Annotated in this window: 13 protein-coding genes and 2 pseudogenes; 7 read left to right on the top strand and 8 right to left on the bottom strand. The window is 72.1% G+C overall.

Annotation, left to right across the window (positions count from 1 at the left end; all coding sequences use genetic code 11):
• Positions 1-6: 6 nt before the first annotated feature.
• Positions 7-2,094 carry a SpoIIE family protein phosphatase gene (locus tag ACFVZW_RS03985; RefSeq protein WP_384516355.1) on the bottom strand — a complete coding sequence of 696 codons (2,088 nt, stop codon included), beginning with the start codon at positions 2,092-2,094 and terminating at the stop codon, positions 7-9.
• A gap of 90 nt (positions 2,095-2,184) precedes the next feature.
• On the opposite strand from ACFVZW_RS03985, the gene ACFVZW_RS03980 reads away from it, so the two are divergent.
• Positions 2,185-5,526, top strand: a complete 3,342-nt coding sequence (locus ACFVZW_RS03980) for an ATP-binding protein (RefSeq protein WP_384516353.1) — start codon at positions 2,185-2,187, stop codon at positions 5,524-5,526.
• A 456-nt stretch (positions 5,527-5,982) separates the two neighbouring features.
• Here the strand turns inward: ACFVZW_RS03980 and ACFVZW_RS03975 are convergent, their stop codons facing one another.
• Complete coding sequence (locus ACFVZW_RS03975) at positions 5,983-6,363, bottom strand: siderophore-interacting protein (RefSeq protein ID WP_384516417.1); 381 nt, start codon at positions 6,361-6,363, stop codon at positions 5,983-5,985.
• A pseudogene (locus tag ACFVZW_RS03970) lies at positions 6,305-6,706 on the bottom strand (siderophore-interacting protein); the annotation flags it as partial. The pseudogene ACFVZW_RS03970 and the gene ACFVZW_RS03975, both read right to left, overlap by 59 nt.
• A 165-nt stretch (positions 6,707-6,871) precedes the next feature.
• Between ACFVZW_RS03970 and ACFVZW_RS03965 the strand changes: the two are divergent.
• The 5 genes and pseudogenes from ACFVZW_RS03965 to ACFVZW_RS03945 form a co-directional block, all read left to right on the top strand.
• Complete coding sequence (locus tag ACFVZW_RS03965) at positions 6,872-7,072, top strand: hypothetical protein (protein WP_147981931.1); 201 nt, start codon at positions 6,872-6,874, stop codon at positions 7,070-7,072.
• 216 nt (positions 7,073-7,288) lie between these two features.
• Positions 7,289-8,467, top strand: a complete 1,179-nt coding sequence (locus ACFVZW_RS03960) for an acyl-CoA dehydrogenase family protein (protein WP_384516350.1) — start codon at positions 7,289-7,291, stop codon at positions 8,465-8,467.
• 554 nt (positions 8,468-9,021) lie between these two features.
• Positions 9,022-9,111, top strand: a complete 90-nt coding sequence (gene kdpF / locus ACFVZW_RS03955; RefSeq protein ID WP_384516347.1) for a K(+)-transporting ATPase subunit F — start codon at positions 9,022-9,024, stop codon at positions 9,109-9,111.
• 29 nt (positions 9,112-9,140) lie between these two features.
• Complete coding sequence (locus ACFVZW_RS03950; RefSeq protein WP_384516344.1) at positions 9,141-11,630, top strand: ATP-binding protein; 2,490 nt, start codon at positions 9,141-9,143, stop codon at positions 11,628-11,630.
• Between the two features lie 31 nt (positions 11,631-11,661).
• A pseudogene (locus ACFVZW_RS03945) lies at positions 11,662-11,922 on the top strand (methyltransferase); the annotation flags it as partial.
• A 128-nt stretch (positions 11,923-12,050) separates the two neighbouring features.
• Here the strand turns inward: ACFVZW_RS03945 and ACFVZW_RS03940 are convergent.
• From ACFVZW_RS03940 to ACFVZW_RS03925, 4 genes are all read right to left on the bottom strand, one after another.
• Positions 12,051-12,233, bottom strand: a complete 183-nt coding sequence (locus tag ACFVZW_RS03940; RefSeq protein WP_384516341.1) for a hypothetical protein — start codon at positions 12,231-12,233, stop codon at positions 12,051-12,053.
• Between the two features lie 104 nt (positions 12,234-12,337).
• The gene (locus ACFVZW_RS03935; RefSeq protein WP_384516339.1) at positions 12,338-14,293 is read right to left on the bottom strand and encodes an amino acid transporter; all 1,956 of its coding nucleotides are present in this window, start codon (positions 14,291-14,293) and stop codon (positions 12,338-12,340) included.
• Between the two features lie 641 nt (positions 14,294-14,934).
• Positions 14,935-15,660, bottom strand: a complete 726-nt coding sequence (locus tag ACFVZW_RS03930) for a cation transporter (protein WP_384516336.1) — start codon at positions 15,658-15,660, stop codon at positions 14,935-14,937.
• On the bottom strand, positions 15,660-15,995 hold the full coding sequence (locus ACFVZW_RS03925; RefSeq protein WP_384516333.1) for an ArsR/SmtB family transcription factor: 336 nt from the start codon (positions 15,993-15,995) through the stop codon (positions 15,660-15,662). The genes ACFVZW_RS03930 and ACFVZW_RS03925 overlap by 1 nt, the downstream gene beginning before the upstream one ends.
• Positions 15,996-16,128: 133 nt before the next feature.
• Between ACFVZW_RS03925 and ACFVZW_RS03920 the strand changes: the two genes are divergently transcribed.
• Positions 16,129-17,379: an MFS transporter gene (locus ACFVZW_RS03920; RefSeq protein ID WP_384516331.1), complete on the top strand. Its 1,251-nt coding sequence runs from the start codon at positions 16,129-16,131 to the stop codon at positions 17,377-17,379.
• Positions 17,380-17,533: 154 nt separating this feature from the next.
• Here the strand turns inward: ACFVZW_RS03920 and ACFVZW_RS03915 are convergent, their stop codons facing one another.
• A complete protein-coding gene (locus ACFVZW_RS03915; protein WP_384516329.1) occupies positions 17,534-18,769 on the bottom strand; it encodes a cytochrome P450 in 1,236 nt (411 codons plus the stop codon).
• Positions 18,770-18,779: the final 10 nt, after the last annotated feature.

Here is an 18,779-nt window from a genome sequence, read left to right as displayed (position 1 = left end):
TCACCCTCACCCTCGGCCCGGTGACTCGGCCGCGGCCGGCACCTGCGACGGGCCGATCTCACACCACACGGCCTTGCCCTCGCCGCGCGGCTCCACACCCCACCGCGACGCCAGCGCGTCCAGGAGCAGCAGCCCGCGCCCCGAGGTCGCCGCCTCGCCCGGTGTGCGCCGACGGGGCCACGCACTCGAACGGTCCTGCACCGAGAGCCGTACCCTCCGCACCGGCTCGGGCAGCACCTCCAGCGTGAGCACCGCCCCGCCCTCGGTGTGCAGCAGCACGTTCACCAGCAGCTCGCCGGTCAACAGTTCCGCGTCGTCGGCCAGTTCGGGCATGCTCCAGTCCCGTAGCGCCTGACCCACCGCCGCCCGCGCGTCCGAGAGTCCCTGCGGATCCGCCTGGTGGATGTACTGATGGATGCGCGGCGCCCGCGGTGTCCCCGGGTCCGGGCTGCGCCGCAGCACCAGCAGAGCCACGTCGTCACCCGCGCCCCACCGCTCCCACAGCTGTTCCGACAGATGGTCCGCGAGCGCCTCCGCCTGCGGCGGACCGCTGCTCATCGCCGCCGACAGCGCTTCCAGGCCGGACTCGATGTCCGAGCCCGGCTGTTCGACCAGACCGTCCGTGCACAGCACCAGCGTCTCGCCCGGGACCAGGTCGAGCCGCGTCTCCGGGAACTCCTCGTCCCCGAACACGGTCGCCAGGCCGAGGGGAAGCCCGCCGCGGAGCTTCGGCTGCCCGACCCGGCCGTCGGTGTGCCGGATCAGCGGCCCCAGATGCCCTGCGCGCACCGCGCGCACGGCACCGGTGCCCAGGTCCACCTGGGCGTAGGTGCAGGTCGCGAAGCGGTTCGTGTCGAGCTCGGCGAGGAAGCGCGAGGCCCGCGCCAGCACGGTCGAGGGCGCGTGACCCTCACCCGCGTACGCCCTGAGCGCGATCCTCAACTGGCCCATGATCGCGGCCGCGTGGGTGTCGTGGCCCTGGACGTCGCCGACCACGATCCCGACGCGGCCGCGGGGCAGCGGGATCACGTCGTACCAGTCACCGCCGACCTGCCGCCCGCTCCACGCCGCGTGGTAGCGCACCGCGATCTCGCCGCCGGAGATCGCCGGAATACGGCGGGGAAGCATCGTCTCCTGCAGCCCGGTGGCGAGTTCTCGTTCCTCGTCGAAGAGGAGGGCGCGCTGGAGGGACTGGGCGACGATCGCGGCGAGGCCGAGCAGCAGGTTGCGTTCGTCGGCGTTGAAGGAGGAACGGCGGCGGTAGAACAGCGCCATGCCGCCGAGCGAGCGGGCCTGCGCGACCAGGGGCAGATAGCAGGCGGACGTGAACCTCAGCCGCTCGATGTACGGAGCGAGTTCCGGGAAGTCCCGGCCGAGCGTGGCGAAGGCGGGCACGAACCGTGGCCGCCCGCTCAGCACCGTCTCGGCGAGCGGCAGGCCCCGGTCCAGGCGGCGCGAACGGAAGTCGTTCAGGGCGTCCAGGGACTCGCCGCTCAGCGCGATGATGTTGAGCGAGCCGTTCTCCACCAGACCGAGCGCGAGACCGTCCGCGCCGAGCCTGGCGAGCCCGCCGGGGCCGGTCATCGCGGCCGTCACGTCGTCGACCGTCACGGCACGCGACAGCGCGTGTGTGGTCCGCTCCACGATGCTGGTCTGCACCTCGCGGCGCTTCTCCAGCTCCAGGACGATCTCGGAGTGCGCGACCTCGGTGGTGGTGTCCCGGACGATCCCGACGATCCGGTGGGCCATGCCGTCGGCCGTCCGCAGAATTCGTGCCTGGACATGCGTCCACTGGGGTGTACCTTCCTCGTCCTCCGTCCGGAAGTGCGCGGAGTACGAGGTCTCACCACTGGTGATCGCCCGGTGGATCACCGCGTCGAGCCGGGTCCGCTCCTCCGGGTCAAGGCGTTGGATGAGCGAGGTCGGGCGCCCGTCGAACCCGCCCGATTCCAGCCCGAAGACCAGCAGCCCGGCCTCGTCGACGTCGATGGTGCCCGTGTCGAGGTCCCAGTCGAAGCTGCCGGTCCGATTCATGGCGAGCCGCTCGGTGGGCCCGATCTCGCCACTGTGCGTGCCCCGGTCGTCATCGGTCATCGACACCATTGTCGAACCCGGACCCCTTCAACGCCATGGCGGCGACACGCGGCGTACTGGAGTTGTGACCGACCGGGGCAGAATGGGCCGGTGATCCTCCGCTACCGCGTCCTCGGCCCGAGCCGCGCCCTCCGGGCCGACGGCGGCGAGGCCGTGCTCAGCGGCGCCCGGCTCCGGGCCCTGCTGGCCGCGCTGGCCGCCGCCGGCGGGCGCGAGGTCGGGGCGGGCGAGCTGATCGACCTGATCTGGGAGGACGCACCGCCCGAGGAACCCACCGGGGCGCTTCACGCGCTGGTCGGACGGCTGCGGCGGGCGCTCGGCCGGGAGGCCGTCGCCTCCACGGCCGGCGGGTACCGGCTCGCCGCCGGCCCCGAGGACATCGACCTCCATGTGTTCGAGCGGCTGGCCGCCGACGGCTCCGGCGCACTCGCGGCGGGGGACCCGGCTCGAGCGGCCCGTCTCCTCGACGAGGCGCTCGGGCTGTGGTGCGGGCCCGCCCTCGCCGACCTCCCCGGCCGGGACGCCGACCCTCTCGTCGTACGGGCGGACCGACGCCACACGCAGGCCCATCGGGACCGTCTGGCCGCCGACGTGGCCCTCGGGGAGGCGGCGAGCGCCGTCGCCCCGCTGGCGGCACTGGCCGCCGAGCATCCGCTGGACGAGCCACTCCAGGCCCTTCGTATCCGGGCCCTGCGGGCGGCGGGCCGGCCGGCCGAGGCGCTGCAGGTGTACGCCGATGTCCGCATGCTCCTCGCGGACCGCCTCGGCACGGATCCCGGGCAGGAACTGAGGGAACTGCACGCCGAGTTGCTGGCGGGCGACGCTCCCGCGCCGGAAGGCCTCCGCGTCCCTGCCCGCCTCACGTCCTTCGTCGGACGCGATGCCGAACTGGACGCCCTCGTGGGCGAGGTGAGGGAGCGGCGACTCGTCACCCTGCTCGGAACCGGCGGGGTCGGCAAGACGCGGCTCGCGCTGGAAGCCGCCGAACGCGGTGCGCCGCACTGGCAGGAGGGGGTACGGGTCGCCGAACTCGCCTCCGTACGCTCGGAGTCCGACGTTCCCTCCGCCGTCCTGACCGCACTCGGTGCCCGGGAGACGCAGCTGTGGAGCGGGACCACGGTCGTCGAGCCGAGCGCGCGAGACACGCTCACCCGGCTCGTGGAGCACTGCGCGTCGCGTCGCCTGCTGCTGGTCCTCGACAACTGCGAGCACGTGGTGGGCGCGGCGGCGGAGCTGGTGGAGCAGCTGCTGGTCCGCTGCCCGGGTGTCACCGTGCTCGCCACCAGCCGCGAGCCGCTGGGGGTGCCGGGAGAGTTCGTACGACCGGTGGAACCGCTGTCTCCGGACGGCGCGCTGCGGCTGCTCGCCGAGCGCGGGGCGGCCGCGCGGGCGGGATTCGACCCGGCGGACGACCCCGAGGCATGCGCGGAGATATGCCGCCGCCTCGACGGTCTGCCGCTGGCGATCGAACTGGCGGCGGCGCGGCTGCGGCTGCTCGCCCCGCGCCAGATCGCCGAACGGCTCGACGACCGCTTTCCGCTGCTGACCACCGGGGCCCGGACGGTGCTGCCCCGGCAGCAGACGCTGCGCGCGGTGGTGGACTGGTCGTGGGACCTCCTCGACGGGAGCGAACGGACCGTACTGCGCCGGCTCTCGGTCTTCTCGGGCGGCTGTGACCTGGCGGCGGCGGAGGCGGTCTGCGCGACGGCTGCCGAGGGCGGGGGTCCGGGACGGGACGGGGCGGGTGCGGCCGATGCCGACCGGGACGCGAGAGGCGCCGTGCCGGCCGCTCGTGTCCTCGGCCTCCTCGGTGCGCTGGTCGACAAGTCGCTCGTCGTCGCCGTGCCCTCCGAGGGCGATGGGACGATGCGCTACCGACTCCTCGAGACCGTCGCCGAGTACGCCGCCGAACGTCTCGACGAGAGCGGGGACCGCGCCGTCGCCGAACGGCGTCACCTCGTCCACTACCGGGAAGTCGCCCGCATCGGAGACGCCGCACTCCGGGGGCCCGGACAGGACGACTGGCTGCGGCGTCTCGAGACCGAGCACGACAATGTGACGGCGGCGCTGCGGACCGCCGTCGACCGTGGGGAGGAACAGGAGGCGCTCTGCCTCGTCCTGTCCATGAGCTGGTTCTGGCAGCTCCGTGCCCGGCAGGCCGACGCCCGCGCATGGTCACTGGCGGCGGCCGCCCTCGGCCCCGACCCGTTCGCGTCGCCCGTTCGGCATGCCGTGCCCCTCGCCGGGCGCTGCACCGACACGCCGCCGCCGTGGAACGACGAGCAGCTGTGGGAGGCCCGGCGAGGCTGCCGCATGCTGGTCCTCGCGGCCGAGGGCGGCGAGGGCGCGACGGCCATGGAGCGGCCCGAGACCCGCGCCAGGCTGGCCGCCATCGTCTCCGCGTACCGCCCCGGTATGCCACAGAACTGCCGTCAGCCCGGTTCGATGTGGTACTTCGCCCGTCTGATGACCGGCGAGTTCCACGGCCTCGACGACACGCTGGCGGCCGTCGTCACCGCCTGCCGCGCGCACGGCGACCGCTGGGACCTCGCCTTCACCTTCCTCCTGCGGGCCAAGCTCCTCGGCGACCGACTCGACGACGCCGAGCGGGCGCTCGCGCTCTTCGAGCGGGAGCAGGACTCATGGGGCATCGCCGAGTCCCTCTGCGCGCGGGGGCAGGCGTACGAACAGGCAGACCGTCTCCCGGAGGCCGCCGCCGACTTCGAGCGTGCCGCGCAGGCGTCGGCCCGCCTCGGTGCCCGCTCACAGGTCCCGGTCTTCACGGCCCGCCTCGCCGCCGTACGGCTGCGCCTCCCGGATGCCGACGCGACGGCACGGAAGGAGGCCGAACGCCTGCTGGCCGAAGCCGCCGAGGAGACCGGCGCGCCGACCGGCGAGCCCGTCAGCACGGCCCGGCTGCTGCTCGCCCAGCACTACGCGCACACCGGACGCACGGGCCTGGCGCGTGAACAACTCGAGCGCATCGAGGGTGAGTTCGGGGGCAACGTGCCCGATCTCTTCGCCGGAGTGACCGGTGGGCTGCGGGGCTGGCTGGACTGCCTCGACGGGACGTACGAAGACGCCGTCGCGCACCTGGCCCAGGCCGTGCGGGACGTCGAGACCCTCGCGTACCTCGTGGCGCCGTACCTCGTCGTCTGCCAGTTCGCGACGGCGGCCTGGGCGAGGGCCGGCCGCGGCACGACGGACGAAGCCGCGGACGGAGCCCGGCTCCTGGGCGCGTACGACGCCCACCGAGGAGAGGCGGGAGGCGCGGGCTTCCGCCCGTTCACGGGCCGGACCGAAGCATCGGTACGGGAACAGGCCGAGCGGGCGCTGCGGGCGGCCCTGCCCCCGGAGACGTACACGAGGAGCTACGAGGAGGGCGGCACCCTGACGGTGAGGCAGGCGGCGGCTCTCGTACGGGGGGCCTGAGGCTTTCGGCCGGCGGCCCCAGCCCTCTCCGGGCGACCGGCGAGGCGCGCCGCCTGGAGCTGGGCGAACCGGACTGCACCGGTGCCTGTTGCGGCTTCCTGGCCGTGGTCGTGCAGAGGTTCGGGGGCATCGTGCGGTGGTCGGACTGGGAGGTTCCGCGGGCGGCGCACACCCCCCGCGCCGTACCCGCCGCCGGAGCTCCACTTCGACGCGAGTCGGTACGACGCCGAAGTGGCTCGCGCTGAGGCGGACCGCTGGTGGCAGGTGTACTCGTAGCCCACCACGGCGCGAACCCGTCCGGGCCGGCCCCTCAGCCCCCGGCGCTCCCGCCCGCCTGCTCCAGTCGTTCCCGTGCCTCCGCCAGGTCCTCCGGCGTGGGCGCGTCGTCCTGGGTGAGGCGGTGGCGCCAGTAGCCGGTGAAGTCGACGGCACGGCGGTCGTACCCGCGCTCGTCGATCAGGTGAGCCGCAGCGCCCGTACGGTCCCGGCCTCTCCGCCGAGCCACACGTACGGTGCGCCGGACGGGAGCGCGGCCTCCCGCACGGCGGCGACGACCGACGCGTTCCCGTGCAGCCAGTGCACGGTCAGTGCGCCGGCCGTCGCCAGGGGCTGCTCCTCCGCCGCGTCGGGGACCTGGACGAAGGCGAGGGCGCGGTGGCCCGGTGGGAGCGCCTCGGCGAGGGTGGCGAGCGCCGGGAGGGAGCACCCGTCGGCGACCAGCAGCGTCCAGTCCGCCGCCCCCGAGGACGATCGGCTCGGCGAAGTACGCCGACGGTCCGAACATGCCCAGCGTGTCGCCGGGCCGCGCGGCCAGCGCCCAGCGTGTCGCGGGCCCATGGAGCCGGTCTTCGTGGACGAAGAAGTCGATGGTCACGGTGGCCGCGGCCGGATCATGGGCCCGGAGGGTGTAGCTCCGCATCCATGGACGCTCGGCCTCCGGAATCGCTCCGTACGCCGCGTACCAGCGCATCACGTCGCCGTCCGGATCCGGCGCGGGCAGCACCGGCTCGGCGCGGCCGGACGGCCGGGGGAAGTACAGCTTCACCTGCTGGTCGGGCCCGGCGAGCCGGAGCTCGGAGAGGCCCTCGCCACCGAAGGTGACCCTGATCATGCGCGGGGTGACCCGCCGGGCGGCGACGACCCGGATCCGGCGGAGGGGAAAGGGCTCGGGCTGTGGCATCGACGGCTCCCGTGTGACGTGGCTGGGCCGTCCACCCTCGCCGTTCCCGCCGACAGGCCGCCGATACGGAACCGACACGGCGGCCCGGTCCCGGTCCGGCCCGGATGCGGGACCGGGAGCCGGACACGAGAATGGCCAGTGCCGGAAGAACTAGTAGGAGGCGGCATGAACGCTGAGTCCGACAAGACATCTCCGGGGGAGAGCCCGACGCCCGACCGCCTCTTGCATGCCGGGTCGGAGGGCGAATACACGGCGGAGGACCTGGTCCTCGCCTCAGGTCGTGACGTGAATCCGAAGAGCCTCGCGTGGGCGGAGCGCCGTATGGCGGAGAAGGGACGCGCCTCCCTGGACGAGCTCCTGCCCTGAACCCCGAGGGCCGGTGATCCCGCGGGTTCCCGAACCTCGGACCCCGGACCCCGACCCCGCGCCACCACCGCCTCGGTCCGGCCCCGCCGGGCCGGGGTGGTCCGTGCCCGTGGGCCGGGCCCGGGCCCGTCATGGGGCTTCCCCATTTGTGGAACACGTTCTACCGTGGCCGCCGTCGCGCGCACGGTACGAAGGACGCTGCCACGGGAGGCCCCCATGCACCTCGAGTACACGCCCGCCCAGCACCGCCTGCGCGCGGAACTGCGCGCGTACTTCGCCGAGCTCGTCCCCGAGGACGTCCACGCCCGGTACGCCGATCCCGCCGCTCAGAAGCGCTTCTACCGCGAGACCGTGCGAAGGCTCGGCACCGACGGCTGGCTCGGGGTGGGGTGGCCCACCGAGTACGGCGGGCGCGGGCTGAGCCCGATGGAACAGTTCATCTTCTTCGACGAGGCCGCCCAGGCCGGCGTCCCGCTGCCGCTGATGGCCCTGAACACCGTCGGTCCCACGATCATGCAGTTCGGCACCGACGAACAGAAGGCGTCCTTCCTGCCGAAGATCCTCTCCGGCGAGATCGACTTCGCCATCGGCTACAGCGAGCCCGACGCGGGCACGGACCTCGCCGCCCTCAAGACCCGCGCGGTCAGGGACGGCGACGCATACGTCGTGAACGGGCAGAAGATCTGGACGACCAACGGCGACACGGCCGACTGGGTCTGGCTCGCCGTCCGCACGGACCCGGACGCCCCCGCCCACAAGGGCATCACGATGCTGCTTGTCCCGACGAGCGACCCCGGCTACTCCTGCACGCTCATCAACACCCTCGCCTCGCACGACACCACCGCGAGCTACTACGAGAACGTCCGCGTCCCCGTCTCCCATCGCGTCGGCGACGAGAACAAGGGCTGGCGGCTGATCACCAACCAGCTCAACCACGAGCGCGTGACCCTCGCCGCCCACGGCACGATGGCGATCCGCGCCCTCCAGGACGTCCAGCGCTGGGCCTCCGACACCAAGCTCGCCGACGGCCGCCGCGTGATCGACCTCGGCTGGGTGCGCCGCAGCCTCGCCCGTACGCACACCCGGCTCGACGCGATGAAACTCCTCAACTGGCAGATGGTGAACGCCGTCCAACAGGGCACCCTGACCCCCCAGGACGCCTCCGCGGTCAAGGTCTACGGCTCCGAGGCCCGCCGCGACGCCTACGCCTGGCTCATGGAGATCGTCGGCGCGGCCGGCGCCCTCAAGGAAGGCTCCGCCGGCACGGTCCTCCACGGCGAACTCGAACGCGGCTACCGCTCCGCCGTCATCTTCACCTTCGGGGGCGGAAACAACGAGATCCAGCGCGAGATCATCTCCTGGATCGGCCTGGGAATGCCCCGCGTCCGACGCTGAAACCGTTGGGACGAGAAGCCTCCGGCTACGCCTGCGTCACCACCAAGGCCTGTTCTCGGCCGACGGACTCTGCGGGGCCGGCCCGGCGCGGTCGGCCTCAGCCCGCTCGATCGAGGCGCAGCGGGGGTGGCGCAAGCGAGTCGCGCGTCCTCCAGGTCCAGCGAGCGTTGCAGGCGTCGACGAGTGATGTCGCTGATGTCGTGGTCCTCGTACAAGCGTCGCGTCGGCAGGGCGAGGCCGAAGAGGGAGCGGGGATGCGCGCCGGCGGGCACCCGTCGCCACGGCGGTGGCGAGCACCACAAGACGAAGGACCGTGCCGACGCTTCGCATGACGTCCCCTGGACCAGACGGGGCCTCGTGGTCCCCGCCGCCGACCAGACTTCCCGGCACCCCGTCTTCACCCTATCCGTATGGGAATCGTCAGGACTGCGTCAGCATCACCCCGGACCGCGCAAGGGAGCCGTCAAGCTGACTGTGCGCCCACGATGCGGCGCGTTTCCGTATACCTGAACACGTACTCCAAGGGGTGTACGCACAAGGGGAGTTGATCGCGCATGGGCGTAGAGAACGTCGTCGGCCTCGTCGTGGCCATCAGCCTGGTCGGTTACCTGGTGGCCGCCCTGATCCGCCCGGAGAAGTTCTGAAGCACGACGGCCCCCTGGATGCCTCGCCCTTGCCCGCGACGCGTCCGGGAACGCTCAAGGTCTTCCTCGGCGCGGCACCCGGCGTCGGGAAGACGTACCGCATGCTCGACGAGGGCCGGCGCAGGGCCGCACGCGGCACCGATGTGGTCGTCGGCTACGTGGAGTGCCATGGCCGGCCCCGCACCGAGGCGATGCTGGACGGCCTGGAGGTGCTGGACCGGGCGCGGCGGGAGTACCGCGGCAGCACGTATCCCGAGCTCGATCTCGACGCCGCGCTGCGACGCCGCCCGGACGTCGTTCTCGTCGACGAACTCGCCCACTCCAACGTGCCGGGCTGCCGCAACGCCAAGCGCTGGCAGGACGTGCAGGAGCTGCTGGCCGCCGGTATCGACGTCGTCGCCACCGTCAACATCCAGCACCTGGAATCCCTCAACGACGTCGTCGTGAAGATCACCAGGGTTCCGCAGCTGGAGACAGTGCCCGACGACGTCGTACGCCGAGCCGACCAGATCGAGCTCGTCGACATGGATCCGGAGGCGCTGCGCCGCAGGATGGCTCACGGCGACGTCTGCCCGCCGGAGAAGATCGACGCCGCGCTCGCCAACCATTTCCTGCCGGGCAATCTCACCGCGCTGCGCGAACTGGCCCTGTTCTGGACCGCCGACCGCGTCGACGAGGCCCTGCGGAGGTACCGCTCCGAGCACGGCATCGGCAGGGTGTGGGAGACCCGTGAGCGCGTCGTGGTGGCACTGACCGGCGGGCCCGAAGGCGAGACGCTGATCCGTCGCGCCGCCCGCATCGCCGCCCGCGCGGCCCAGGGCGGCGCCCTGCTCGCCGTGCACGTCGTCCGCAGCGACGGTCTTGCGACAGGGGCCTCGCACTCCGCGCTCGCCCGGCAGCGACGTCTGGTCGAGAGCGTGGGCGGCAGCTACCACACGGTCGTGGGAGACGACGTGGCCACCGCGCTGGTGGAGTTCGCGCGCGCCGAGAACGCCACCCAGCTCGTCCTGGGGACGAGTCGGCGCGGCCGACTCGAACGCTTCCTCACCGGCCGTGGGATCGGCGAGACGACCGTGGCCCTCTCTTCCGACATCGACGTCCACATGGTCACGCACGAGCGGGCCGGACGCGGCAGGCTGCTGCCCTCCCGCCGTCGTACGCTGCCGACCTCCCGACTCGTCGCCGGGCCTGTGGCGGGTCTCGTGCTTCCCGTTCTGCTGACGCTCCTCCTCGACCGCACCCGGGGCACCTTCAACCTGACGAGTGAGGCGCTGCTGTTCCTGGTGACCGTGGTGGGCGTGGCCTGCATCGGCGGGGTCGTCTCCGCGCTCGTCGCCGCGGTGACCGCGTCCTTGCTGCTCAACTACTGGTTCATACCGCCGATCGGCGAGTTCAGCTTCAGCGACCCCGACAACCTGCTCGCGCTCGTGGTGTTCGTCCTGGTCGCGGGCACGGTGGCCGCGATCGTGGACCGTTCACTCCGGATGTCCCGACGCGCCGCGGCGGCCACGGCCGAGGCGGAGACGCTCTCCTCACTCACCGGCGACGTCGTCCGAGGCGACCAGGCCGTACCGGCGCTCCTGGCCCGTACGAGGGAGACCTTCGCGATGGACTCCGCCGAACTCGTCGAGCGGCAGGTGGACGACCCCACCGCGACCCAGGTGTCCGTGGGCCCCGGTCTCCACCTCGTCCTGCGAGGCCGTGCCCTGCCGTCGTCCGAGCGCCGGGTCCTCGCCGCGTTCGCGGCGCATGTCTCCGCGGCCGTCGAACGGGCCCGGCTCGCCGAGGCAGCCGCCGAGGTCGAACCGGTCAAGGCCGCCGACCGTATGCGCACCGCGCTTCTCGCGGCCGTCAGTCACGACCTGCGCACCCCCCTCGCCGCGGGTTGGGCTGCGGTCGGCTCCCTGCGGAGCCCGGACGTGCAGTTCACGGACGAGGAACGGGGCGAACTGCTGGCCACCGCGGACGAATCCATGGCGCGCCTCAGCCGGCTCATCGACAATCTGCTGGACATGAGCAGGCTCCAGGCAGGCGCGCTCACGCTCGACCTTCGTGCCACGAGTCTGAAGGAGGTCCTGCCCTCCGCCCTGGACTCGCTGCCGCCGGACGCGACACCGCCCGAGCTCCACGGCCTGGAGGCCATCCCGTCCGTGATCGCCGACCCGCCGCTGCTCGAACGTGTCATCGCGAACCTCGTCGGCAACGCCGCGCGCTTCGCCCCGCCGGGGACCCCGGTGCTGGTCACCGCCAGCGCGCTCGCCGACCGTGTCGAACTGCGCGTCGTCGATCGGGGCCCCGGTCTTCCGCCCACCGGCCGGGAGCGGATCTTCGAACCGTTTCAGCGGCTGGGCGACACCGACAACACCACAGGCGTCGGCCTCGGGCTCGCCCTGTCCCGCGGTCTCACCGAGGCCATGGCCGGCACCCTGACCCCGGAGGACACCCCGGGCGGTGGCCTGACGATGGTGGTCTCCCTACCCGTCGCGGAAACAGCGGGAACGGCCGCGGCGCAGGCATGACGGCGGCGCTGCTGGCCCGCAGCAGAGCCGGATGCTGCACCGCTTCCTGAACGGCCTCCCAGACCATCTGGAGCCGGGCGGTGAAGGCTGGCTGATCCTTTCCGACCTGGCCGAACGGCTCGGCCTGCGCGCCCGGACGGAACTCGCGGACGCGATCGCGTCCGCGGGCCTGCGGGTGCTGTCCCGCACGGTCACGAAGCCTCGTCACCCCCGAGCGACTGGCCCCTCGGACCCCCTGTACCGAGCCCGCGCGGGCGAGACGACCTCGCTGTGGTGCCTCGGGGCTGCCTGATTCTCAAACGTCGCCGTGCTACTGGCCGGCCTCATCGGCAAGTGCGGGTCGGCTTGCGCATGGTGGACGGAAGGCCGACAACTCGGTGCGCGCGCCTCCGACCCACCGGGCGGGCCGGCGCGGGGGGCTCAGGGCCGGTACACGAGGTCCAGGAGAATGGCCGCGATCAGGAGCCAGGCCCCTGCCCCCATCAGCCACATGCTGTCGCCCACGGCCCCGAGAGCGCTGAGGAGCACGGCTGCCACGGCGAGCGCCATCGACATGCGGCGCACGCGGCGGTCGACGGGCAGACGGCCGTCAGATCGGCTCATGCCGTGACTGTAGGCCGGTGTGCCTTTGAGCAGGCGCGCACGTCCCAACTCTTCACGCGGTCCTGACACGAGGGATCCCGGAGCCTCCCGGTCCCGTGGTGCCACTAGCCGACGTGGACGCGGGGGCGGCGGTCCCGGTCGGGTTCTGCCTCTCGTAGCACCTCGCGGGTGACGGGGGCGACTTCGCCCTGGCCGAGGAGGAAGAAGCGGAGGAAGTTGGCGAAGGGGTTGCCTTCGGTCCATTCGAAGTAGATGTGGGGGCGTGTTCCGGTGGTGTCGCGGGCGTGGAGGAGGAGAGCGGCCAGCGCGTTGGGGACGGAGGAGGACTCGAGGGTCAGCACGCGGTAGCGGTCGTGCATGACCTCGCCGCGGACGGTGAGGCCCGCCTCGAACTCGGAGGGGTCCGTGACGGTGACTTCGACGAAGACGAAGTCCTCGCTGGTCGGGAGGTCGTTGTCGGTACGGATCTGTTCGATCTTCTCGCGGTACTCGGCGACGTCCCGGTGGTCGGGTTCGTTGGCGATGAACCGGGCGGTGCGATGGGAGATGTCTCGGATGAAGCGTTCCGCCATGTCGTCGAGCTCCACGTGTGTGACACGGAGTTCGAAGGCGCGGCCGAGCCGGGAGAGGAGCGAGATCAGGATGATGCCGGCGATGAAGCAGGCGCCGATCTTGACGCCGTCGGGACGCTCGATGACGTTCACGACGGTCGTGTAGAGGAACACGGCCGAGATGACGCCGAAGCCGATGGTCCAGCCGCGCTGGCCGGCCTTGCGCGCCGCGATCGTCACCGCGATGGCGGCCGAGCAGATCAGGACGAGGACGCCGGTCGCGTACGCGCCGCCCTGCGCGTCCACGTCGGCGTCGAAGATCCACGTGACCAGGAACGCGACGAGGGTGAAGACGATGACCATGGGGCGCACCGCGCGGGCCCAGTGCGGGGCCATGCCGTACTTCGGCAGGTAGCGGGGCATGAGGTTGAGGAGGCCCGCCATCGCCGACGCCCCTGCGAACCACAGGATGAGGATGGTCGAGACGTCGTAGATGGTGCCGAAGGTGTTGCCGAGGTACTCGTGGGCGAGGTAGGCCAGCGCGCGGCCGTTGGCCTTGCCACCGGGCTCGAACTCCTCGTGGGGGATGAGCACGGTGGTGATGAAGCTGGTGCAGATCAGGAAGACGCTCATGATCAGCGCGGCCGTCGTCAGGAGCTTCTTCGTGCCCCGGATGCGGCCGGCGGGCTTCGCCTCGGTGTCGCCCGGGTCGCCCTTCACGTGCGGCATCACGGCGACGCCGGTCTCGAAGCCGGAGAGCCCGAGGGCGAGTTTGGGGAAGACGAGCAGGGCGACGCCGATCATCGCGAAGACGTTGCCGTGCTCCTGCGTCAGGGCGGCGGTCCAGTCGGTGACGACATGGCCCTCGGTGATCACGTGCCACAGGCCGCTGACCACGACGACGGCGTTGAGTGCGAGGTAGATGGCCACGAGGGCGACGGCGACGCCGATCGCCTCCAGGAAGCCCTTCAGGAACACCGCTCCGAGGAGCGCGATCAGGATCATGGTGATCAGGACCTGCTTGTCGTGCAGGGCTGATTCCAGGTGCGGGTTCTCCACGAGGTGGGTGGAGGCGTCGGCGGCCGAGAGGGTGATGGTGATGAGGAAGTCGGTCGCCGCGAAGCCCAGCAGGGTCAGGACGAAGAGCTTGCCCTTCCAGAAGGACAGCAGCCGCGACAGCATCGCGATCGACCCCTCACCGTGCGGGCTCTCCTCGGCCACGCGCCGGTAGACGGGCAGTGCGCCGGCGAGCGTCACGACGACAAGGACGATCGTGGCGATGGGGGAGAGGAGCCCGGCGGCCAGGGCGGCGATGCCCGGCTGATAGCCGAGGGTGGAGAAGTAGTCGACACCGGTCAGGCACATCACCCGGTACCACGGCTGGCCCTTGTGCCCGGCGTCCGGGGCCGCCTCCGCGGGCCGGGAGGGTTTGCCCTTGCCCATGTCGGACAGGCCCTCGAGCATCCACGCGCGCAATCGACCGGTGCGGGCGTTGTTCGTGGTCGCCATCGGGTGTCCTTGGGTGCTGGTAGGTGTCGGCTTTCGGCCATCGCGCGGACAGCCGAGCAAGCCTAAGCAGGGGGCGCCTCACCAGCCCCGGGTCACGCGTCAGGAAAGCGTCAAGATCCCCCTCCCGGCCGTCAGGTACGTCACACCGGACGCGGTTTGGAGACGTACGCGGAGGGAGAGCGACGTTGCGGACACCGCTCCGGGACGTGGGGGCGGTGGCGGCCGGGATTCTCGCACCGCTTCGACCGCGTGGAGGAGCCTGCCCCGGCCGGGTGACCGCCGCGCCGCGCCCGGCGCCCGTACTGGTCCAGGCCGGACATCCTGAAGACGGAGTGGGTCGTCTCCGTATCGACGCGCCGGGTGAGCCGGGCGAGTCCGGCTGTTCCGTGGTCCAGGGTGCCGCGCTCCTGGGCGACCCGCGCATCGGCTTCGAGTCGAAGCCACAGCGCCGGGTTCGAGACGAGGACGCGCAGGTCGACCTCCGCCCGTACCCCGTCCGTGTCCGTCAGGACCAGGCGCTGAGCGATGCCGACCGGCCAGTCGACCGCCGTGAGCCGGTCGGTCCGGACCGTCCTCGTGACCCACAGCCCTTGGACCGGGCACCGCGGGCACGCGGGAGCCGTTCGGACCTCCGGAGGAGTTCATGAACAGCAGGAGCAGCCCGGCATGCAGCCGCATGCGTCCGTGTCGATCGCGGCTGCTCCTACGGCGGCCGGGGTGTGGGCATGGGTGGTGGGTGCGCAGCAGCCCTTGCCCTGCCAGGCGTCGCGGCCTTCCTTGGCGGCGATGGCGGCGATGGCCAGGGCGGCGATGGGGTCGGCCCAGGCCCAGCCGAGCGTGGCGTTGAGGACCAGGCCCACCAGCAGGACGGCGGAGAGATAGGTGCAGAGCAGGGTCTGCTTGGAGTCGGCGACCGCGGAGGCGGAGCCGAGTTCGCGGCCCGCGCGGCGCTGGGCGGCCGAGAGGAACGGCATGATCGCCAGGGAGAGGGCGGCGATGACGATGCCGGGGACGGAGCGGTCGGCCTCGCCGGTGCCGGTCAGGGCCCGGACCGCGTCGAAGGCGACGTAGGCGGCGAGGGCGCAGAAGGAGCCGGCGATGATCCGCAGCGTGGCCTTCTCCCGGGCCTCGCGGAGCGTGTGGTCGCGGGCGGAGAACTGCCAGGCGACGGCCGCGGCGGAGGAGACCTCGATGATCGAGTCGAGGCCGAAGCCGATCAGCGCGGTGGAGGAGGCGATCGTGCCGGCGGTGATCGCGACGACGGCCTCGACGACGTTGTAGGCGATGGTCGCGGCGACCAGCAGTCGTATGCGCTTGGCGAGGGCGTCGCGGCGGGCCGGGGGCGGCCCGAGGGACAGTGCGGCCATCAACAGCAGCCCTCCGCCTCGGAGTCCGGGCAGGTCTTGTCCGACTCGACCGCGACGACGGCGGCGAGGAGGTGGTCCAGGGCGTGGCCGAGTCGTTCGTCGGCGAGTTCGTAGCGGGTGCGGCGCCCGTCCGGGACGGTCACCACGAGTCCGCAGTCGCGGAGGCATGCCAGGTGGTTCGACAGGCGGGTCCGGGAGATGCCGAGCGCATCGGCGAGGTCGGCCGGGTACGCCGGCTCCTCGCCCAGCGCGAGAAGGATCCGGCAGCGGATCGGGTCGGCGAGCGCACGGCCGAAGCGGGCCAGCACGTCGATGTCGGAGGCAACGGTCAGCACGCCCCGACAGTACAGTGGATCGTGAATTCACGAAAGCATGGATCGTCATGCTCGTCGGGGCGGCTTGCTCCCCCGGACCACCGGTCTTTGTGTAGCTGAGGCGGTGTCCGGGCCCGCTGCTAGCCTGCTGCTCATGATCAAGGGCAGCCCGGGCGGCCGAATAGCCGGCGTGGTGGGGGGCAGCAGGCCGGAGCGCGTGCTGATCGCCGCCAGTTTCGTCAACCGGGTCGGCAACGGTCTGTTCAACGCGGCATCGGCGCTCTACTTCACCTTGATCGTGGGCCTGCCCGCGGTCCAGGTCGGGGGCGCGCTCACCATCGCCGGACTGATCGGCCTGTTCGCGGGGATACCCGGAGGCCATCTCGCCGACCGGCGCGGCGCGCGCACGATCATGATGCTGGCCCTCGCGGTCCAGGCGGCGTCGATGGCGGCTCTCGTCCTCGTCGAGAGCTGGGCTGCGCTCACGGTCCTCGCGACGGTCGACCAGATCGCCGCGGCGGCCGGCGGGGCGGCCTGGGGCGCTCTGGTGGCCCGGGTCGGGACCGAACGCCCGGCACTGTTCCGGGCGAAGCTGCGCACCTTCGTCAATCTGGGCGTCATCTTCGGAACGGTGGGTTCCGGGCTGGCGGTGGCGGCGGACACCCGCGGTGCCTATGTCGTGCTGATCCTCGGCAACGCGGCGAGCTTCGCCCTGTGCGCGCTGCTTCTCTTCCTGCTGCCCAACTATCCGGCGCTGCCGGCACCGCCGCGAGAGCGTCGCTGGCTCGCTTTCGCGGACCGCCCGTACCTGACGTTCACCGCCCTGTTCGGGGCCATGGGGCTCCAGTACCAGGTGGTGTCCCTGCTCCTGCCGATCTGGATCTCCCAGCACACCGAAGCGCCGCGCTGGACGGTGGCCGCGGTGTTCGCCGTCAATGCCGCCTTCTGCGTGCTCCTGCAGACCCGGATCGGCTCGCGCATCGAAACCCCGCGCGACGGCGGCAGGGCGTTCCGCAACGCGGGACTGCTCTTCCTCGTCAGCTGCCCGATGATGGCGCTGGCGGCGCACACCCCGGTCTGGGCGGCGGCGGGACTGCTCGTCGCGGCGATCTTCGTCCACAGCCTCGGGGAGATCTGGGAGTCCTCGGCGGGCTTCGCCCTGGGCTTCGGCCTCGCCCCCGACCATGCCCAGGGCCAGTACCAAGGACTCCTCGGCCTCGGCTTCACCGCAGGCCAGGCCCTCGCTCCTGCGATCCTCACCACGGTGGTGCTCGGCCTCGGCACGGCGGGCTGGCTGCTGCTGGCAGCGTTCTTCGCGGCGCTGGGCGCTGCCGGCCCACCTCTTGCCCGCTGGGGCATGCGCACCCGGCCTCGGCCGGGCGTTGCAGCGGAAGCGACGGGATGAACGGGGAGTAGGCCACGACCGCCGACCGCCGACCGCCGCGCCGAGCCGAGGCGTCGTGGCGGGATGTCCGTCGGCGCATCTGCAGGACGGATGCGCCGGCTTGTGACGGCAGCGGCCAGTGGTCGCAAAACCGCGGGGCGGGCTCGGGGGCCCCTCAGGGACGCACCCCGTCGACGCCGATGCGCAGATGGCGCGGGCCGCGCAGCACCGCGTTATGACGGTACGGCGGTGGGTCCTCCAGCAGCCGTGGGTTGTCGAGGCGGCGGGCCAGTGCCGACAGGGCGAGCTGGGCCTCCAGCCGGGCCAGGGGCGCGCCGAAGCAGGAGTGGATGCCGCTTCCCAGGCCGAGGTGCTGGATGTCCTCGCGGTCCGGGTCGAAGCGGTCGGGATCCGGGAAGCGCTCCGGATCCCTGTTGCCCGAGGCGAGCACCAGCCAGATCAGCGAGCCCTTCGGAATCGTGACCCCGCGCAGCTCGATGTCCGCGATACAGGTGCGCTGGGGCACCAGTTGCACCGGCGGCTCGTAACGCAGCAGCTCCTCCACGATGTTGACGGCAAGCGCCGGGTCGTCGCGCAGTCTGTCGAGGACGTCCGGGTGGCGGAGCAGCGTGAGCATGCCGTTGGCGATGAGGTTGACCGTCGTCTCGTGGCCCGCGATCAGCAGGAGGACCGCGGTGCTGAGCACCTCCATCGTCGTCATGGGACCGTCGCCGCCGCGACTCGCCACCAGCTCGGACAGCATGTCCTCGCGAGGCTCCTTGCCCCGCTGCTCGACCAACCCGGCCAGGTACGTGCCGAGCTGCAGCCGCGCCTCCTGAGCCTCCCGCCGCCGTTCCGTGGTGTCACCGCCCGCGTCCGGGTCCAGACCGGCCACGATCGGGTCGACCCAGGAGCGGAATCGCGGCTCGTCCTCGCGCGGCACCCCGAGCAGCCGGCAGATCACGGTCACGGGAAACGGGTACGCGAACTGGTCCACCAGGTCGATCTCCCCGGCGTCCCCCAGGTCGTCGAGCAGCCCGGAGATGATCTCGGCCAACTCGCCGCGCATGGAGTCGACCCGGTGGGGGCTGTGCGGCGGGCCGAAGGGGCGGGTGGCGATCCGCCGCAGTCGGTCGTGCTCGGGCGGGTCGAGCCGGATGAAGCTCGGTGGCAGCCCCGTCTCCTCCGCGCCGCTCCTGCCGTCGGTGCTCGCCGCGGTGATGTTGGCGGCGTCCGAGCTGATTCGGGGGTCGTGGAGCAGATGGAGGATGTCGTAGTAGGAGCTGATGACGTAAGGGCCGCCCTCCTCCTGAAGCACCGGGGTCTCGCGCAGCTTCTCGTACAGCGGGTACGGGTCCGCGCGATTGGCGTAGTCGGTGATCTGGCGCAGGAGCGGGGTGGCATGCGTCATGAGGTGTCCT

The sequence above is a fragment of the Streptomyces sp. NPDC059567 genome, assembly GCF_042735655.1.
GTDB lineage: Bacteria > Actinomycetota > Actinomycetes > Streptomycetales > Streptomycetaceae > Streptomyces.
The sequence above is the reverse complement of the archived record's forward strand: the minus strand, read 5'-3'. Positions and strand labels throughout refer to the sequence as shown.